The organism is Leptolyngbya sp. FACHB-1624, from assembly GCF_047649235.1.
Taxonomy (GTDB): Bacteria; Cyanobacteriota; Cyanobacteriia; order Leptolyngbyales; family Leptolyngbyaceae; genus Leptolyngbya; species Leptolyngbya boryana.
In genome coordinates this window covers 4,683,815-4,703,430 of record NZ_CP180258.1, presented here as the reverse complement: position 1 = coordinate 4,703,430, position 19,616 = coordinate 4,683,815, and the positions used below count along the sequence as shown (strand labels likewise).

Annotated in this window: 15 protein-coding genes; 9 read left to right on the top strand and 6 right to left on the bottom strand. The window is 48.2% G+C overall.

Translation table 11 applies throughout. The features are described 5' to 3' along the window. The first annotated feature begins 36 nt into the window (after positions 1–36). Both ACMUEV_RS22260 and ACMUEV_RS22255 read left to right on the top strand, forming a co-directional pair. Complete coding sequence (locus ACMUEV_RS22260; protein ID WP_190647378.1) at positions 37–591, top strand: phycobiliprotein lyase; 555 nt, start codon at positions 37–39, stop codon at positions 589–591. An 80-nt stretch (positions 592–671) separates the two neighbouring features. After that, positions 672–1,418: a hypothetical protein gene (locus tag ACMUEV_RS22255; RefSeq protein WP_017287029.1), complete on the top strand. Its 747-nt coding sequence runs from the start codon at positions 672–674 to the stop codon at positions 1,416–1,418. 179 nt (positions 1,419–1,597) lie between these two features. On the opposite strand, the gene rsfS is transcribed toward ACMUEV_RS22255, so the two are convergent. Next, complete coding sequence (rsfS, locus tag ACMUEV_RS22250; protein WP_017287030.1) at positions 1,598–1,999, bottom strand: ribosome silencing factor; 402 nt, start codon at positions 1,997–1,999, stop codon at positions 1,598–1,600. Next, positions 2,000–2,719, bottom strand: a complete 720-nt coding sequence (gene yqeK / locus ACMUEV_RS22245) for a bis(5'-nucleosyl)-tetraphosphatase (symmetrical) YqeK (protein ID WP_017287031.1) — start codon at positions 2,717–2,719, stop codon at positions 2,000–2,002. It lies immediately after the preceding gene. Between the two features lie 283 nt (positions 2,720–3,002). Here yqeK and ACMUEV_RS22240 point away from each other — a divergent pair, with 283 nt between their 5' ends. Continuing rightward, positions 3,003–3,689 (top strand): zinc metallopeptidase, encoded by a 687-nt coding sequence (locus ACMUEV_RS22240; protein WP_017287032.1) that lies wholly within the window; start codon positions 3,003–3,005, stop codon positions 3,687–3,689. A gap of 193 nt (positions 3,690–3,882) precedes the next feature. On the opposite strand, the gene ACMUEV_RS22235 is transcribed toward ACMUEV_RS22240, so the two are convergent. Beyond that, the gene (locus ACMUEV_RS22235) at positions 3,883–5,079 is read right to left on the bottom strand and encodes an HhoA/HhoB/HtrA family serine endopeptidase (protein ID WP_190647376.1); all 1,197 of its coding nucleotides are present in this window, start codon (positions 5,077–5,079) and stop codon (positions 3,883–3,885) included. 615 nt (positions 5,080–5,694) lie between these two features. Here ACMUEV_RS22235 and ACMUEV_RS22230 point away from each other — a divergent pair. Beyond that, a complete protein-coding gene (locus ACMUEV_RS22230; RefSeq protein ID WP_017287034.1) occupies positions 5,695–6,111 on the top strand; it encodes an AbrB family transcriptional regulator in 417 nt (138 codons plus the stop codon). A gap of 145 nt (positions 6,112–6,256) precedes the next feature. On the opposite strand, the gene ACMUEV_RS22225 is transcribed toward ACMUEV_RS22230, so the two are convergent. Next, positions 6,257–8,179 (bottom strand): chloride channel protein, encoded by a 1,923-nt coding sequence (locus ACMUEV_RS22225; protein ID WP_017287036.1) that lies wholly within the window; start codon positions 8,177–8,179, stop codon positions 6,257–6,259. Between the two features lie 355 nt (positions 8,180–8,534). Between ACMUEV_RS22225 and ACMUEV_RS22220 the strand changes: the two genes are divergently transcribed. The 3 genes from ACMUEV_RS22220 (at position 8,535) to clpB (ending at position 16,247) form a co-directional block, all read left to right on the top strand. Next, on the top strand, positions 8,535–8,924 hold the full coding sequence (locus ACMUEV_RS22220) for a hypothetical protein (protein ID WP_017287038.1): 390 nt from the start codon (positions 8,535–8,537) through the stop codon (positions 8,922–8,924). A 371-nt stretch (positions 8,925–9,295) separates the two neighbouring features. Further along, entirely contained in the window at positions 9,296–13,282 is a 3,987-nt protein-coding gene (locus ACMUEV_RS22215; RefSeq protein ID WP_190647374.1) for a magnesium chelatase subunit H, read from the top strand. A 277-nt stretch (positions 13,283–13,559) separates the two neighbouring features. Then, positions 13,560–16,247 (top strand): ATP-dependent chaperone ClpB, encoded by a 2,688-nt coding sequence (clpB, locus tag ACMUEV_RS22210; protein ID WP_190647372.1) that lies wholly within the window; start codon positions 13,560–13,562, stop codon positions 16,245–16,247. Between the two features lie 81 nt (positions 16,248–16,328). On the opposite strand, the gene ACMUEV_RS22205 is transcribed toward clpB, so the two are convergent. Continuing rightward, entirely contained in the window at positions 16,329–16,787 is a 459-nt protein-coding gene (locus ACMUEV_RS22205; RefSeq protein WP_190647370.1) for a GatB/YqeY domain-containing protein, read from the bottom strand. Positions 16,788–17,309: 522 nt separating this feature from the next. On the opposite strand from ACMUEV_RS22205, the gene ACMUEV_RS22200 reads away from it, so the two are divergent. After that, complete coding sequence (locus tag ACMUEV_RS22200; protein ID WP_415354794.1) at positions 17,310–18,299, top strand: ribose-phosphate pyrophosphokinase; 990 nt, start codon at positions 17,310–17,312, stop codon at positions 18,297–18,299. A 166-nt stretch (positions 18,300–18,465) separates the two neighbouring features. Further along, positions 18,466–18,699, top strand: a complete 234-nt coding sequence (locus tag ACMUEV_RS22195) for a lipopolysaccharide assembly protein LapA domain-containing protein (protein WP_190647366.1) — start codon at positions 18,466–18,468, stop codon at positions 18,697–18,699. On the opposite strand, the gene ACMUEV_RS22190 is transcribed toward ACMUEV_RS22195, so the two are convergent. Then, positions 18,696–19,568 (bottom strand): transposase, encoded by an 873-nt coding sequence (locus ACMUEV_RS22190; protein WP_190647364.1) that lies wholly within the window; start codon positions 19,566–19,568, stop codon positions 18,696–18,698. The two genes, ACMUEV_RS22195 and ACMUEV_RS22190, sit on opposite strands and share 4 nt — an antisense overlap. Positions 19,569–19,616: the final 48 nt, after the last annotated feature.

Sequence of the window (19,616 nt, the reverse complement as noted above, 5' to 3'; positions counted from 1 at the left end):
CAATGGAGAGGAATCACAACCCGCTATAGGATCGTTATGGATATTGTCGAGTTTTTTGAACTTAGTGCAGGCAGATGGTCGTCGATGCGAACCAGCCATCATCCTGCCGCTCAGCAAGGGAGCGGAAAATCTACGATCGAGATCGACCTACTCGACAAATCCGATCCTGCTGTGATTCAGCTATGTGAAAAGTATCAGGTTGACCCAACTACGGCATTGCTCGGCGCACGGCTGACGTGGGAAGGCTTTCTCGATGGCGAAACGAGGAAGCAAACTGGCTCGACTGTGCTTGTGCCGATCGCAGGCGATACCCAAAATTCGGGCAAGCTACTTGGCGAAATGGGAACTACCCAGCAGACCCCGATTGTGGGACACTACGAAGTCTCAGACGCGATGGGACTAACTCTGATTACCGAATCAGACACCCTTTACTCGAAAGAGCGAATCTGGTTTGAAAGCCCAAATGTGCGCTTCCGGCACAGTGTTTTGAAGCAGGCAGGCGGCTTCAGTCTGGCATCGTTCTGTTCTGAAGTTCGCTTAGGTGCAGTCAAGCCTGATCCAAAAACAGCGGATGCGACTGCTACGAAGTAGGGCGGGATTAAACGGGGTCTCCGACTCCCCACCGCTTCAGCACGCTACCATAGCGAGTGCAGTCCTCCCCTTTTAGATCTATGAATCTTCTGACACAATTTCTCCACATTGTCGGTTCAGGTGCGAGCGCTTACATTTTGTCGAGTGGAATTCGCGATCGTCAAACTCGTCCGAATCTCCTCGCTGGCTTTCAAATGGCAGAATCGGGTTCTGTGCCATTTTTGCAGGCTTTGCGCGATCGTGCACTTGCAGAAGACAAAACCTGGTTCGCAGAAAAGCTTGATCTCCATGCCAACGATGAGAAACGGCATGGTCAGATCTTTGCGCATGGCTTAAAGCAGCTCAATAAAAAGGTCATCGATTTTAGTCAACTGCGCGATCGTCAAACGGACAGGAAACCGGAGGAATCGAAGCGGAGTCCCTTTTTTGATGCCTATTTTGTAGGCTACTCTCAAGAACAGTTGAAACCTGCAAATATTCCTTGGGAAGTCTTTCTTGCCAGCACTTATATTCTTGAACTGGATGCGAGTAAAGACTTTTTCAGACTTGCAGAAGCCCTACCAGAAGATGCGACGAGTACAAACTTGAAAAAGGGCGTTTTGAGTATCGCTGAAGATGAGACACGACACGCTGCTTATCTTTATGAAGTCATGGAACGTGACTTTGGAATTGCCAAAACGCAAGCGTTAATTGATGAATGGCGGACTCGCAAAGTGAATGCAATGTTTGCAGCCGTGCAAAACTACATTCGTAAAGGCGGCAAGATGGCTCAAATGGTAGAAGAAGGCGCACCTGTTGAAATGCAGCCTGAGCCTGCTGCGGCGTAAAAGGTACATTTCGAGCTATTTCGCTGCGTCTCGGCTTGGTTCAACGATCGCAATTTCCGACATTCTGAACCGTTCTGAAGCTCGTCTCCTCTAAAGATTGAGCCGAACCCCAAACCTCATAAAGTGAATCGAGAGGTTAGAATTCTAATCTCTCGATTCACTTTATGTTCTAAATCAATTTACAAGGTGCCAAACGGAACGCGCGGTGCATGTCCCCAGAACGATTCTAAGCCATAGAATTCGCGTTCTTGAGGCATCATCACATGCACAATCACATCACCGTAATCCTCAATAATCCAAGTCCCATCCGAGAAGCCTTCGGATCGAATGGGCTTCCGTCCCATCTCTTCTTCCAGTTTGTCTTCAATCGATCGAGCAATTGCCCGGACTTGCACCTTTGAGTACCCTGTCACGACGACAAAATAATCTGCCAGAACCGACACATCGCCGACTTTCAACAACACAATATCGCTCCCTTTGCGCTCATCAGCTGCCGTAGCGACTAACTGTGCCATTCGATCTGAGCGATCGTCTAGCGTCGTATTGAGCGAAAGAGTTTGCTGGTTAGAAAGTTCTGTCATTCAGGTTTGAATTCCTTTTACGAGTTGGATTTTAGCGATCGGGTCTTTTACAACTGTTTGTTTGAACCGTTGTAAAAAGGCATTACGAGTTTGTACCGTGCGCGGATGGATCAGATGACCCGCTTGAATCAAGTGTCTGAGCGATGCATCTGCCACTCGCCAAGTTGCCTGAATCAAGTCCTGCCGACTCAAGTCTCGCAATTCTTCTAACTCAGGTGTGGCTCCCCGTCCTGGTTCTAGCCCATCAGCTAGATACACCACACAGCCGAGTAAACTCATCTCCGGACTGCCAAGCGTATGATGCCGAATTGCATTTAATACCTCAGAATCCGTTACACCGAATTCATCCCGTGCCACGATCGCACCTGCATCTGCATGAAGTAAATGAGGATTCATCTCTTCAATCGGATCGATCTCCAAGCCTTCTGCGATCGCCATACTCAACAGTCGCTTTGGCTTAAAGAACTTTGCCAAATCGTGCATGAGTGCAGCTTGCGCCGCTTTCTCACGATCGAGATGATGCCGTTGAGCAAGCTCGATCGCGAATTGTTCGACCCGCAGGATATGTCGAATTCGAGTTTCGGGGACTTGACCTTTCAGCCAGAATAAAACTCTTGCACGCGATCGATCAGGAGGCGGAAGTAAACGTGAAAGCGCGATCGATTTATCCACCTGTGGCGAAGTCCCTTCAGTCTGTAGTGCTTTGGGCAATTCACGCATCAGTACTGCTATCTCCTGCCAGTACCTTGTGCGGGGATAAAAATTGACATCGAGCGATCCATTCCTTCCTTTCAGTGCTGTCTTTATTCTAACGTAAGTCTCTGAGTCTCGATCCCCTCTCATCGGATGCGATTTGTGACAAATTCATCGAAAATTCCGCAGCTAAAATTCAACCGGGTCGAGTTCGGTTTTCGCTCCAGGCATCCTAGATTTAGAGGTGATAGCATAGCGGATAAAAGCAGTCAATTAAGCCTCGCATAGAATTTAAGAAAAGGTAAACGGCATGTTTTTCCATTGGTCTTATCTCCTGCTGATTCCCGGCATGATCCTGGTATTCTGGGCGCAGCAGCGGGTTCAAAACACGTACCGCAAATACTCTGAGATTCCCTCACGGATGGGAATGACGGGGGCAGAAGTTGCGAAAATGATTCTCGATCGCATGGGCGTTTATGACGTGAGCGTCGAGCCTGTCGCGGGGGAACTGACGGATCATTACGACCCAAGTGCAAAAGCGGTTCGACTCTCAGAAGTCGTTTACGGTTCGAGTTCATTAGCTGCAGCAGCGGTAGCAGCACATGAATGTGGTCACGTTCTACAAGATGTGAAAGGATATGTGCCGATGAATGTTCGGGCGGCATTAGTTCCAGCCGTGAACCTAGGCGCAAATTTTGGACCACTCTTGATTATGGGTGGTTTGTTCCTGGGAGCACTGGGTGGCGTATTCATCAAAATTGGAATTGCGCTGTTTGCGGCTGTGATTGTGTTCCATCTGGTTACTCTGCCCGTTGAATTTGATGCGTCAAGCCGAGCCTTACGCTTGATCGATGAACTCGGCATTTTGCAGGGTGAAGAGAATCAAGGTGCGCGAAAAGTCTTGAATGCAGCAGCATTTACTTACGTTGCAACTGCGCTGTATGCGTTGCTCCAGTTGGTTCAGTACATCTTAATTGCGCTCGGTCAGCGCGATTAGCCTGAGACTTCAAGATTAACCAAAAAGCCGATGGATATATCCATCGGCTTTTTGTATCAATTCACTATGGTTCAATATCAATCTGATAGGGAGATAGCGTGAGGATCTGAAATCAGGGTTACTATTCTCCACTCGCCACTCCGCAAAATTCATGGGATTGACGAGTAGAGACAACATCAACGATGAACTGTCATTAATTCTGCGCCGTTTGAGTCGGGAACACCCCAGGCTGTACACTCACAGTCGTCGTATTCCCTCCGCGACTCACATCAAGCCGAAGATTTCCGCCCACCGAAGCGTTCTCCACTGCTTGCTGAACTTGATCCGCTTTTGTCACGGTTTGACCATTTACTTTCTTGATCACATCTCCATTCCGCAAGCCCGCTCTTGCAGCCGGAGAATTCGGCATCACGCGAAAAATGACCACGCCTTGATCATCTTGGACTCGGAAACCAACTTCTCGATCGCGGTTAATCTGATCTCTCAAGTCCGCTGTCAATCCCCGCATCTGAATTCCTAAATAGGGGTGATCCACCCGACCTTTAGAAATCAACTGCTGCGAGATCCGCTGAGCCGTATTGATAGGAATTGCAAAGCCTAACCCCTGCGCCCCACCAATAATCGCGGTATTCATGCCAATCACTTCCCCGCGTTGGTTGAGCAAAGGACCACCAGAATTCCCCGGATTAATCGCGGCATCCGTTTGAATAAAGCTCACCCGCTTGTCTGCTACTCGCACTTCCGCACTGGATCGCCCGGTCGCACTGATGATGCCAGCCGTGACTGTATTATCTAAACCGAGCGGATTCCCGATTGCGATCGCCCATTCTCCTGGCTTCAACCCATCCGAGTTGCCCAGTGGAACCGTCGGTAAATTATTCGCCTGAACTCGCACCACAGCAACATCGGTCAGAGAATCTTGACCCACCACTTTTCCACTGATCTCACGTCCATCTTTCATCGTGACAGTCACGGTGTCTGCGCCACTGACCACGTGAGCATTCGTTAAAATCAATCCATCGCCGCTAATGATGAAGCCTGAACCTGTTCCGCGCTCAACGCGTTGCGAAGGTTGATTGGGAATTTGATTGCCGAAGAATTGGCGGAAGAAAGGATCGTTAAATACTTCGGGAACGCGCGATTGCACGGTTCGCGAAGCGTTAATCCGCACCACCGCAGGTCCGACTCGCTCCACGGCAGATGCGATAAAATTCGGGTCAGCGAGTCCAGCGGTACGATTCGTTGCTTGCGCGATCGCAGGAGGTGAAACAATATTATTGACAGCATTGCTGGAGAGTAGACGATTTCCAGCGAGGGCTGTCCCCGCTCCGACCAATGGCAGCATGAAATAGACAGCAGACTGTTTAAACGATTTGCGAGGCGTTGTCATCGGGTGTGTACTCTCCTTAATGTTGCATCTCCAAAAATTTCAATCATTTCCGTAAGCAAAGATGCAAATTGCTCTTCATCCAAATGATAGATACTTCGACTATAGTCATCAAATATGACGTTAGCGCGGCAATTTAGTTGCAACTGTGCCATATCTTTATCGCTGCATGCAGGATGCTCTCTCTATCTTTGATTTTGTCATTTCAACTTCATGACGAACACACAGCGTTGACAAGTGAGGTTGATAACTTATGAATCACAGGTGAATGAATGGTAAGAGCAGCTTACAACTTGAGCGACAAAAGGTTTTTGATCTCTAAGGTGTCGATGTTTGACGATGCCGTCAGGATTGCCGCCGTAGTTCGCTCAACGCAGTAAGTCTGCTCCTTTTTATTTTTAAATTTCCCTTCCCAAATTTCTAAAGACTACGATCACGAGAAAGAAGGGCGAAAATCGTTGCAAATTCTAAGCGAATTCGCACGTCATTTTTGTCGGCAATCTGAGACGAATTTGTGTCAAAAATCAGCGATGCCAGTGTAATATGAATTGGGCAAACTCACCGGGCACTAAATAATCTCAATTTAGTGGATTTGGGAGCGCTGATCAGATCGAATTGATGTCCACTGATTCGGATTTCGGGTTGATGACTAAGAAGAAAAAGATTGAGCCACTGACGGGGGAATCTCTGCTGAAGAAGGTGAAGGAACTCGACCATCTCAATAAAGAAGAAAAAGCGAAAGAATGCGGCTATTACACGGTGACGAAAAATGGAGTCGAACGTGTGAATATGATGAAATTCCTGAATGCATTAATCGATGCAGAAGGAATTCAATTAGATGGGAAACAGGCAACCAATGGACGAGGAGGTCGCAGTGCAAGTTACCGAATTAGTGTGCAGTCTAATGGTAATTTGTTAATTGGTGCAGCGTATACAAAACAAATGGAATTGCAGCCAGGAGATGAATTTGAAATCTCTTTGGGACGAAAGCATATTCATCTGAAACAACTCGATCGAGAAGAACTCAACGTGTAATTCTATGGAAAACATTGATTGGCAAACTGCTATTCCGGTGGGTCTAGCGATCGCGATTTTTCTAGGCGGGATGCTAATGATGTTTACAGGAGTTTGGACCAGCCGAAACCGATGAGACTCTACTTTTATAAAGTCTCATCTAGAGTTAATTCAATACGCCTACATTGGCAAGTTCAGCTTCGGTTGGACTTGTTTTTTTGGCGTGAGACAGATAAGGCGTTAACCGAACTCTCGTCAGTGCCAAATTACATGCCAATGTGATGCCTTCTTGCTCCAAAAGTCCCAGAATTTGATGCGGATTTTCGCGATCGATGACAGGAAGTTGATGCAATCCACGAGTCGCCATTCTATCTAATGCATCGGTTAATGGCTCATCTTTATAGGCATAAAGAATGTCGGTTGTACACACATCCGCGATCGTGCGATCGAGGGCTTGATCAAAATGATTCAGTTCGGTTTCCCAACGTGCGATCGCACGATTGATATCTTGCAAGGTGATAATGCCGATCAATTGGCGATCGAGATTAACCACTAATGCACTATGACAATGATTTTGAATCAATTGCAAACCTGCCTCTAAAAGTGGCATTGACTCTTCAACCTGTAGAAAGTTCGGATGCATTGCCTCTGCAACAGAAACATTTCTGAGCATTTCCTGCTTCTGTAAGCTCGTTGAAGTTGGGGCAGGATCACCTTTTGCTTCGATTTGCTGCAAGTTAGAAGGCTGTTCGGGATTCGATTTCAACAGATTCGCAAGCCAGACGCTCAATCCCACCGCTGCCATCAACGGTAAGACAATTCGATAGTCGCGGGTCATCTCAAACAGCAGCAAAATCGAAGTTAAAGGTGCATTTACACTCGCTGCTAAAACTGCCGCCATCCCAACCATTGCATACGCAGGAGGTGCAGCAATACTTCCTGCAAACATAGGGAAGACGAAAGGCAAAACTTTGCCATATGCCGCACCCAATGTCGCACCCAAGAACATCGCAGGCGCAAACATCCCCCCGATTAGCCCGCTCCCTAAACTGACCGCTGTCATGAGCAGTTTCACAACTAATAATGTCATGAGCAGGAGTAACGAGAATTGCACATCTCGCAGCATCGCTTCAACGGTGTCATAGCCTACCCCTAAGATTTGCGGCAATTTTAGGGCTACTAATCCGACGCATAGACCGCCTAAAATCGGCTGCGCTTCCCGCGGAATTTTTGCCATCCAAACGGTTCCAGGAATTTTGCCCTGAAAGACATCACTTGCCCACTTTAAAGAAGTGGTGTAAGCGATCGACACAACACAAGCAAACAAACCCAACCCTAGATAAAGCGGCAATTCTAGCGGACTGCGAACTTCATAAGCCGGAAGCGCAAATGCAGGCTGTCCCCCAAGTCCAATCTGAGCAATCAGCGCCGAAACGACCGCCGAAAGTAAGACAATACTTGCCGCAGACGTTTCAAACGTCGTCCCCAAGACCACCTCTAGCGCGAAGAATACGCCAGCGATCGGCGCATTAAATCCGGCTGCTAATCCCGCTGCTGCACCTGCACCTAGTAGTAACCGTTGGCGATCGCGCGATACTTTCAAACTCTGCCCAACTAACAATCCAAAATTCGCGCCGACTTCTACACTTGGACCTTCGGGTCCGAGAGATGCTCCAGTCCCCAACGAAACGGCTGCCGCTACTGTTTTGATAATGGGGCGAGTTGGCGACATTTCCTTGCCCGCTTGCACCGCCGCAATGAGTCCTGAAATTCCTGGACTAAATTCTTTCGTGAGCCAGCGCATCAGCCCAACTAGAATTCCACCGAGCGTTGGAACACAAGCTAATGTCCAAGCCCCAAAATGCCCGATCGTTCCCATCAGGTCTTCTAGCGTCAGTCGGTGAAATAATTCAATCAAATAGCGGAACATCAATACGCCTAACCCCGCCCCACCACCGATCACAACGGCTAAGAGCAGCACGATCGTATCCGGATGAGGTTGAAGGCGATTCAGCAGACCATTGAAGCGAGATTGAGGAGCGATCGAAGAATCAGGCAGCAGAATTTTGGGCGGCGGAGTCGAGGGCACGGCAGGGGTTATCAATAATGATTAATTTTTATTTCTCATTCTCATTGTGATTGATCAAAGCCAGAGTAGACAAGTATTTTGCGAAATTCCGAAAGATTTCGACACAGGGCAAAATTTGCCCTTCCGAGAAGACGAAACTGCGAAAAAAATCGCTCTCATTTTTCCGCAATTTTGCTGAACGATCGCACTTTGCACGGAAGATCGCGGGTAAACTGGTATCAAAGGATCAAGTCTCAACCTATTACAAATATTATTTCTTAGCTATTTAAGTCTTGAAGCTATTTTTCGCTTGGATTGACTCGACTTTAAAAACGCGCCTTCCGAATGTTGTCATTTTGCTGGTTTTCTGCTGCCAATGAATGCTGATACCTTTGATCGCGGTTCTCATGCTTGCCCGGTTTGCCATCGTACAGGCAACTTTGTCTCAGTCAACTCTGTGAATGGATTACTGACCTGTCCGCATTGTCGATCGCGCCTTGTTGTAAGTATTAGCGGTCATTATGTTCGCGATCCCTTCAGCGTCAAAAAATTAAAGCCAAGTAGTCGGCAGTTGAGGAAGCAGAGCCGCCCGATTGCAAGAATCATGAGAGATTCAGGGCTTGCCAAACATTCTCCCTTGATCACAATTTTAAGCAGCTTGATTGTTGCAGGATTCTCGATCGCAGTTCTGAGTCAGCCTGGTGCACAGAAACTTCCCAATTGGGTGCAGCAGACGATTTTGAAAAATACCGATCTGAAAAATTAAATATTACAAAATATTGCGAAGTTATCGGGTTAATAAGTCCTTATACCTAGCTTGAAAGGTTCATCTTTACATTTCTTAATTAAGAAATGTAAAGAAAACTAGAGCACTAGCTCATAACTCTGTAACGGTTAGTAACAAAAAATTACCGATTTCTTATCAATTTGTGTCATATATGTCCCGAAATGCGCTTTATGTATACGTTTTCTGGTAAAAACACAAATGTAGATTAAATACAGTTTGCGATCGCAAAGCCGAGCATGTAACTTTACAAAGCGTTACATCTCTGCCTGAATCTGGGGTTGATCTGGATTAGGACGCTCACGTTCGCTTGTCGATTTAAGAAGAGAACACGCTAAAAGGAGTCTGACTGCATGTTCACCCACGTCAAGCCCACCGTTCGACACATTACGCCAGAGAACTTGGCAGGACGGTCATTGCTCAAGGTGGTCTATGTCGTGTTAGAGCCACAGTATCAAAGTGCGCTCTCCGCCGCCGTTCGATCAATTAATGCAAATCATCCCAAGGTCGCTGTTGAAATTAGTGGCTATCTGATTGAAGAACTCCGCAACCCGGAGAACTACGAAGCCTTTCAACGCGATGTTTCAGAAGCAAACATTTTCATTGCCTCGCTCATTTTCCTCGAAGATTTAGCGGAGAAAGTGGTTGCTGCCGTTGAGCCGCATCGCGATCGTTTAGACGCAGCAGTCGTCTTCCCGTCGATGCCGCAAGTGATGCGCCTAAACAAATTGGGTAGCTTCTCAATGGCTCAGTTGGGACAGTCAAAAAGCGCGATCGCGAACTTCATGAAGAAGCGCAAGGAAAATTCCGGCGCAGGCTTCCAAGACGCGATGCTGAAGTTACTCAATACTTTGCCCAAAGTGTTGAAGTACTTGCCGATGGATAAAGCCCAGGATGCTCGCAACTTTATGTTGAGCTTCCAATATTGGCTCGGCGGCAATTCAGACAACTTAGAAAACTTTCTGCTGATGTTGGCAGATAAGTATGTTTTCAAAGGCGAAATCGGTCATAACGTCGAATACCAAGACCCGCAGGTTTATCCGGATCTAGGAATTTGGCATCCGATGGCTCCTCACATGTTCGAGGATCTCAAAGAGTATCTCAACTGGTTTAGCTCTCGCAAAGATATTCCCGAAGATCTGCGCGACCCTCTCGCTCCAACGGTTGGGCTAGTGTTGCAAAGAACTCACCTGGTCACAGGGGATGACGCTCACTATGTCGCAATGGTTCAAGAATTTGAAGCGATGGGCGCACGAGTGATTCCAGTCTTTGCGGGTGGCTTGGATTTCTCGAAACCAGTTGATGCGTTTTTCTATGATCCGATTAATCCTGAGAATGCGATCGTTGACGTGGTTGTCTCTTTGACTGGATTTGCGCTAGTAGGTGGCCCCGCTCGTCAAGATCATCCCAAAGCGATCGAATCTTTGCGTCGCTTGAATCGTCCTTACATGGTGGCATTGCCGCTGGTCTTCCAAACAACCGAAGAGTGGCAAGATAGCGAACTCGGATTGCACCCGATTCAAGTTGCATTACAAATCGCATTGCCTGAGCTAGATGGTGCGATCGAGCCGATCATCGTGTCGGGTCGAGATGGTGCGACGGGTAAAGCGATCGCGCTTCAGGATCGAGTCGAAGCGATCGCACAACGCGCCTTGAAATGGGCAAATCTGCGTCGCAAACCTAAGCTGCATAAGCGTGTTGCAATTACAGTCTTCAGCTTCCCGCCGGATAAAGGTAACGTGGGAACCGCAGCTTACCTGGATGTCTTTGGCTCGATTTACAAAGCCATGGAAGCTTTGAAGCAAAACGGCTATGACGTTCAAGATTTGCCTGAATCAGGTGAAGCGTTGATGCTAGAAGTGCTGCATGATGCTCGCGCCCAGTACAACAGCCCCGAACTGAACATTGCTTACAAGATGTCAGTTCCTGAATACGAGGAATTGACTCCCTATCATGAGCGCTTAATCCCGTCATGGGGACCAGCGCCTGGACATCTCAACACCGATGGACAAAATCTTTTGGTGTATGGGAAATCGTTTGGAAATGTCTTTATCGGAGTTCAGCCGACTTTCGGATATGAAGGTGATCCGATGCGGCTGTTGTTCTCGCGATCGGCAAGTCCACACCACGGATTCGCAGCGTACTACACCTATCTAGAGAAAATCTGGAAAGCAGACGCAGTCCTGCACTTTGGAACGCATGGATCGTTGGAATTTATGCCTGGTAAGCAAATTGGGATGTCCGATGAATGCTTCCCAGATAGCTTGATCGGCACCATTCCGAACCTTTACTACTACGCTGCCAATAATCCATCTGAGGCAACGATCGCAAAACGCCGCTCTTACGCTGAAACGATCAGTTACTTAACACCTCCGGCTGAGAATGCTGGACTATACAAAGGGCTGAAAGAACTGAGCGAATTAGTTGGCTCTTATCAAACCCTGAAAGACTCCGGTCGTGGGATTCAGATCGTCGATACGATCATGGATAAAGCTCGGATTTGCAATCTCGATAAAGATATTGCGTTTCCTGACAATGCCAGCGAATTGAGCCAAGAAGAGCGAGATACGATCGTTGGAAAGGTCTACATCAAACTGATGGAGATCGAATCGCGGTTGTTACCTTGCGGATTGCACGTGATTGGTAAGCCACCTACGGCAGAAGAAGCGATCGCAACTTTAGTGAATATCGCAAGCCTCGATCGTCCTGAAGAGGAAATGCTGAGCTTGCCTCGGATTATTGCGAATAGCGTGAACCGCGACATTGACGAAGTCTTCCAAAACAGTGATTTGGGCGTGCTCAACGATGTTCAACTGTTGAATGATATCAACCAAGCCACTCGCAATGCTGTCGCAGCAATGGTGAATGCTCAGATCGACCAAGAAGGGCGCGTTTCTAAAACCTCGATGTTAGGCAACTTGTTTAACTTTGGAGGCAACAAGAAAGCACCTTGGATCGAAGCTTTGCATGAAGCAGGCTATCCGAATGTGGATCAAGAAGCGATCAAACCTCTGATCGAGTTCCTGCAATTCTGCTTGAAGCAAGTCGTTGCAGACAATGAATTGGGTGCATTGCTGACGGCACTAGAAGGGGAATACATTCTGCCAGGCCCCGGTGGTGATCCGATTCGGAACCCCGATGTATTGCCGACTGGAAAGAACATTCACGCACTTGATCCACAATCGATTCCGACTGCTGCTGCGGTGAAATCTGCGAAGATCGTCGTCGATCGCTTAATTGCCCGGCAATGTGCAGAGAATAACGGAGCTTACCCAGAAACGATCGCCTGCGTGCTCTGGGGAACTGACAACATCAAAACATACGGCGAATCGCTGGCTCAGATTCTCTGGATGGTTGGAGTTCGTCCGTTACCCGACTCCTTGGGACGGATTAATAAGCTGGACTTGATTCCTTTAGAAGAGTTAGGCAGACCTCGGATCGATGTCGTCGTCAACTGTTCCGGTGTATTCCGCGACTTGTTTATTAACCAAATGGCATTACTCGATCGAGCTGTGAAAATGGCTGCCGAAGCAGAAGAGCCTTTGGAAATGAACTTTGTTCGCAAGCACGCGATGAAGCAAGCCGATGAGTTAGGCATTAACCTGCGCCAAGCTGCAACTCGGGTGTTCTCGAATGCTTCTGGTTCTTACTCGTCGAATATCAACTTAGCCGTTGAGAATGGTACGTGGGAGAACGAAGAGGAACTGCAAAACATGTACCTCTCTCGGAAAGGGTTTGCTTTCTCCTCAGACAATCCCGGCATGATGGAACAAAACGAAGCCGTTTTCCGCGCCTCGCTGAAGACTGCCGATGTTACCTTCCAAAACCTCGATTCTTCTGAGATTTCGCTCACCGACGTTTCGCACTACTACGACTCCGATCCGACCAAGATCGTGTCGAGCCTGCGCGATGACGGCAAGATGCCTTCTTCCTACATGGCAGACACGACCACGGCGAATGCTCAGATTCGGACACTTTCTGAAACCGTTCGTCTCGATGCTCGGACGAAGATGCTCAATCCGAAATGGTATGAGGGCATGTTGAGCCACGGGTATGAAGGCGTGCGGGAATTGTCGAAGCGATTGGTCAATACAATGGGCTGGTCAGCAACGGCAAACGCTGTGGATAACTGGGTTTACGAAGATACCAACACTACATTTTTCAAAGATGAGGAAATGTGTAAGCGATTGTTGGATCTCAATCCCAACTCGTTCCGTAAGATGGTCACGACCTTGCTCGAAGCAAATGGTCGAGGCTATTGGGAAACGAGCGAAGAAAACCTCGATCGACTCCGCGAACTCTATCAAGAAGTCGAAGACCGCATCGAAGGCGTTGAATAATCTCGCACTCAAATGAGTAAAAAGGCACGATCGATATCGATCGTGCCTTTTGCTTTTAACGGAATAAATTAAGTGCCGCAAGGTTTTTTCCAAAATTCTCTGATGCAAAAGCTCAAGCCGATATTTTGGAAATCAAAAATTTACTGCCGGGCAAAAATCATCATGAAGCCGCAAACCCTGCTTCAACCATGAGACTGCTCAACTCAATACAAACTCTTGACCCTAAGTCGCTACAATGAAGGCTCAAGAAGAATGATGAATAGACCTATCGGAATACATGCAACCCACAGACCCAAGCAAATTTACAGATAAAGCCTGGGAAGCGATCGTACAGGCACAAGATGTCGTACGCCGCTATCGACACCAGAATTTAGAAGTTGAACATTTAATGATTAGCCTGCTAGAGCAAGAAGATGGGCTAGCAGCAAAAATTTTAACTAAAGTCGGAGTGGAAGCAACCCGCTTGTGGCAGCAGATCGACGAGTATGCCCGTCGCCAGCCCAAAGTCGGGAGTTCTGAACAGCTCTACCTGGGTCGTAATCTGGATGTCATGCTCGATCGGGCTGAAACCGCCCGTGTCGCGATGCAAGACGATTTTATTTCGATCGAGCATCTCCTCAAATCCTTTGCAGATGATCCTCGCCTCGGCATGAAGCTATTTCGCAGCCTCAATGTCGATACCGCAAGGCTAGATACGGCAATTCGAGACGTTCGTGGTAGCCAAAAAGTGACCGATCAAGCCCCTGAATCCCGTTATTCCGCTTTAGAGAAATTCGGGATGGATCTGACCGAGCGCGCCAAAGCCGGAAAAATCGATCCAGTGATTGGGAGGGATGAAGAAATTCGTCGGGTTGTGCAAGTTCTGTCTCGCAGAACGAAAAATAATCCGGTCTTAATCGGAGAACCAGGCGTTGGGAAAACCGCGATCGCTGAAGGTCTTGCCCAACGAATTATCAATGGTGACGTTCCCGAATCGCTTAAAAATCGAAAATTAATCTCGCTCGACATGGGATCGCTGATTGCTGGTGCGAAGTATCGAGGCGAATTTGAAGATCGACTGCGAGCCGTCCTGAAAGAAGTCATTCAGTCCGATGGGCAGATCGTTCTCTTCATCGATGAGCTTCATACCGTGGTCGGAGCCGGGGCAGCAGGGCAAGGCAACATGGATGCTGGAAACTTGCTGAAGCCGATGCTAGCAAGAGGCGAGTTGCGCTGTATTGGAGCAACCACTTTAGATGAATATCGCAAATATATCGAGAAAGATGCGGCGCTAGAACGGCGATTTCAGCAGGTGATGATTGACCAACCGACCGTCGAAGATACGATTTCGATCTTGCGCGGCTTAAAGGAGCGCTACGAAGTCCATCACGGGGTCAATATTACTGATTCAGCGTTAGTGGCAGCGGCAACCTTATCGAGCCGATATATTAGCGATCGCTTTCTTCCCGATAAAGCGATCGATCTCGTTGACGAAGCTGCTGCAAAACTGCGGATGGAAATCACCTCCAAGCCGACCGAGCTAGAGCAAATCGAGCGTCGATTGAGACAGCTTGAAATGGAAAAGCTCTCGATCAAGAGCGAAGACAAAATCACAGGTTTAACCGGACTCAGCCGCAATTCTAAAGATCGCTTAGAACGGCTGGAACAAGAAATTGCAGAGCTTCAGCCCAAAAAAGACGCGCTCGATTCGCAATGGCAAAGCGAAAAACAAATTCTTGAAACGATTAAATCGCTCAAACAAGAAGAAGATCAACTGCGCGTGCAAATCGAGCAAGCTGAGCGCGCCTACGATCTCAATACCGCCGCACAGTTAAAATACGGTCGCCTAGAAGCCTTACAGCACGATCGAGAAAAACAAGAAGCGCAGCTCATCGAACTGCAAGCCGGAGGAAGCACACTGCTCCGCGAACAAGTCACCGAAGCAGACATTGCTGAAATCGTAGCGCGATGGACAGGCATCCCCATTACTCGACTGCTCGAATCTGAACGGCAAAAACTTCTCAATTTGGAAGGGCATCTGCATGAACGAGTAATCGGACAGCACGATGCAGTCGAAGCCGTTTCAGCCGCGATTCGTCGAGCGAGATCGGGGATGAAAGATCCCAGTCGTCCGATTGGATCATTCCTATTCATGGGGCCAACCGGAGTCGGTAAAACAGAACTCGCGCGAGCATTGGCACAATTTTTGTTTGACTCTGACGATGCGATCGTGCGTCTCGATATGTCGGAATACATGGAAAAGCATTCCGTCTCGCGGCTTGTCGGTGCGCCTCCTGGATATGTTGGATATGACGAAGGCGGACAGCTTTCAGAAGCGATTCGTCGGAAGCCTTACTCGGTTGTCTTGCTGGATGAAGTAGAGAAAGCACACCCGGATGTGTTCAACATTCTGCTGCAAGTTCTCGACGATGGGCGAATTACCGATTCTCAAGGTCGTACCGTCGATTTTCGCAACGCAGTCATCGTCATGACGAGCAACATTGGCAGCGAACACATTCTCGATATCGCAGGCGATGAAGCCAAGTACGAGGAAATGCAGAAACGAGTCATGACGGCTCTCCGGAAACATTTCCGCCCTGAATTTCTCAACCGGATCGACGATACTATCCTGTTCCATCCATTGAGCCGAGCAGAATTAGGCGAGATCGTCAGACTGCAATTGCTCCGAATTCAAAGCATGTTGAGCGATCAGAAAATCACGTTGGAACTTTCGGCTGCAGCCCAGAAATATGTTGCCGATGTTGGATACGACCCAACTTACGGCGCACGTCCCCTGAAGCGAGCCATTCAACGCGAATTACAAAACCCGATTGCAACCAAACTGCTCGAAAACGCATTCGGCGAAGGAGATACGATCGTGATCGATCTCGTCGAAGGCAAGTTGAAATTTAGCAAGAAAGAGTTGGCTTCCAGTTCCCAAGCTGTGAATACGGCTTCTGTGGCGGTGGCAGAAAGGCGGGAGTAGGGAGTGGGGAGTGGGAGTGAATTTAATCTCGACTCAACTGTTTGGATCTTGGATCGTTCACCTACTCCCCACTCCCCACCTCTACGCGCCCAACTTTGCCTTCACGATCGCTTGCACCTTCTTCCCATCCGCCTTACCTTTCAACTGCTGCATCACTGGACCCATCACTTTGCCCATATCTTTCGGTGAAGACGCTCCGACATCCGCAATAATTTTCGCGATCGCACTTTCAATTTCCTCATCCGACATCTGCGCTGGGAGAAACGTCTCAATAATCGCCAATTCCTCTGCTTCTTTCTGAGCGAGATCCGGGCGATTCGCGTTTGTATATTGCTCGATCGAATCGCGCCGCTGTTTTGCAATCTGAGACAACGACTCGATCTCCTGCTCCTCAGTCAACTCCGTCTGACCCGAAGGACGAACACTCACCTCTTTTTCAAGCAGCACCTTTTTAATACTCCGCAACGTCTCCAAGCGCAATTTATCTTGAGCTTTCATCGCGGTTTTAATCTCATCGGTGATGCGATCTTTTAGGCTCATAACTGGCTAATCCTTGCATAACTAAAGCTCTAAGGATAGCTTAGTCCCTTTACTTCAACCTAGTCGTTCACCGCAAGAAATCGAATAGGGAGATAGACAGCAATCTGAACTTGGGTTCTCACCCATCTCCCCACGCCGTAAAATGAATGCAGTTGGCTGCTGAAGCACATTTGTGAATTTAGAACAATGTCACTCCGCACAAAATGATGGTGCCCGTCCGCGATCGCGATCCTCGTAAATACACATTGCGAATTGCAAACAAATTTGGCAGAATAAGGTGCGATAAATACCCTTTTACTGACTCACTGATTTGGATCGATTCTTACTTGTGGTAACTTTTTCACCTAATTGGATGAAGTTCGATAGCAGCAACTGTCGGTACGCTATCAGTGGTTCGGTTTTAAACAAATATTTCGCAAATTCATCTGCCATTTACGAATACTTTAGAACCACGAAATCTGAGACAACAGCTAGAAGTCTCAGTGATACTATTGCGTTGAATGCGTTCGAGGACTTGACGTGATCCATTCTGCAACATTGACTCCTCCCTCTGCTCTGCCTACGATTCCTGATAACCATCGTCTGCGGCTGCTTGCGGGATCATCTAACACTCCGCTATCCCTAGAGATTGCCCGCTACTTGGGAATGGATCTCAGCCCAATGGTGCGTAAATGCTTCGCTGACGGCGAACTTTACGTCCAGATTCAAGAGTCAATCCGAGGATGTGATGTTTATCTGATTCAGCCGACCTGTCGCCCAGTCAATGACAACTTGATGGAACTGCTGATTATGATTGATGCCTGTCGGCGCGCGTCGGCACGGCAAATCACAGCCGTTCTACCCTATTACGGTTATGCTCGAGCCGATCGTAAAACTGCCGGACGAGAATCAATTACGGCAAAACTTGCCGCGAACTTGATTACGCAAGCAGGTGCAAACCGAATTCTCGCGATGGATTTACATGCCGCGCAGATTCAAGGATATTTCGATATCCCAATGGATCATGTCTACGGTTCGCCGACTCTCGTTGATTACATCGCGAGTAAGCAGCTTGAAGATCTAGTCGTTGTTTCTCCAGACGTGGGAGGCGTTGCACGAGCACGGGCGTTGGCAAAACGACTCAATGATGCACCACTCGCAATTATTGATAAGCGTCGGCAAGCTCATAACATCGCAGAAGTGATGAATGTGATTGGAGATGTCCGCGGCAAGACTGCGGTTCTCGTCGATGACATGATTGATACAGCAGGCACAATCTTAGAAGGCGCAAAAATTCTTCGGAAAGAAGGTGCCCGTCAAGTTTATGCATGTGCAACTCATGCCGTTTTCTCGCCTCCTGCGGTCGAGCGACTCTCAAGCGGCTTGCTTGAAGAAGTCATTGTGACGAACACTATCCCGATCGCAGAAGAAAATCGCTTTCCCCAGTTGACCATTCTTTCTGTGGCAAACGTGATTGGTGAGACGATTTGGCGGATTCACGAAGATAGTTCTGTCAGTAGTTTGTTTCGCTAATTAGCTTGCACAAAACCGCCGATATCGGCGGTTTTGTTCTTTAAAATGAAAGTGGGCAGTGTCTAACCTGCCCACGGAGAGGAAATGTCTCACAAGGATTTAATTTCTATCAGTTCGCGGCTGATGATATTTCCTACACTTGCTCAGTCCTTGATTCCTGAAACTTATGAGAAGTTTTGCCACTTTACTGACTGCATGCATTGTTGCCGTTTGGATTGGCGCGATCGCGCTGATTGCTATTCAAAACGCAACCCCTGTCACCTTGAGATTTCTTACCTTGCAAACGATCGAAATCCCGTTTGGATTAGTGATTGCGTTCAGCGTCATGATTGGGATCATCGGCAGTGCGATCGCTCAACCGCTTCTCGGATTTTCTCTCTCACCCAGTGACGAAGATTAGAGCGCATACACTTGCCCGTCAATCAGCAGCCGAGTAATTCCCTTCGCTTGCAAGTGAGGGGCCGTTTTTTGCAGCACTCGGCTATCCGGCACTTTGATCACCCGTTGCGTCCGAATATTAGAAAATCGTTTCGCGACTCGGTGATTATCAAAGACGGGTAGCGTTTTTTCTTCGATCTCGTCCTTCGGAATTTGTCCCAATTCCGCAAATTCGCTCAATGGACGCGCGACGAGTTCCGCAGAGCGATCGACCACCAAATAACACGTCTTCGGAATGGCAGCTTCTGCGATCGGCAAAACCCGAATAAAGTCTGACGCACTCAGTTGAATCGAAGGCAAAATTGCTGGCTCGTCATCCTCGTCATCAAGGTCATCATCGAGACCATCGAGATCATCGAGATCGTCTTCTAAATCATCGTCATCCAGCATTCCGTCTGGGGTGGGCGTGAGATCTTCACCGACAATCGCTTCAACGGTGCTCGCTTCCGTTAATTCTGGCTCTGCTGCAACCGGAGTTGATTCTACTTCTTCAGGCTCGGAAGAGCGACGACGCGAGCGACGAACAGGCGCAGCCGGTTTCGACGGCTTTTCTTCAATCAGTTCTGGCTCGACCGTTTCTTCGGGTTCGAGCAAACTGCCTTGCACAGGAGTCTCATCGGGGGGAGTCGCTGGTTTCGATCCTCCACGAGATGCTGACCGTTTTTGCTGAATTAGACTGTCGTACTCTTCAGGCGACAACGTGCTTTTCAGAATACGGCTGATCGTTGTATTGCTGACTCCGTAACGCTCTGCCAACGTAAGCGTCGTTTCCCCGGATTGGCGATACAGTTCAATAATATGGCTCTTATCAGAATCAGACAGTCTGCTCATGCGAAACTTAGCGCACTTGCGGCGCGGCAATTACTCATCTATTCTATG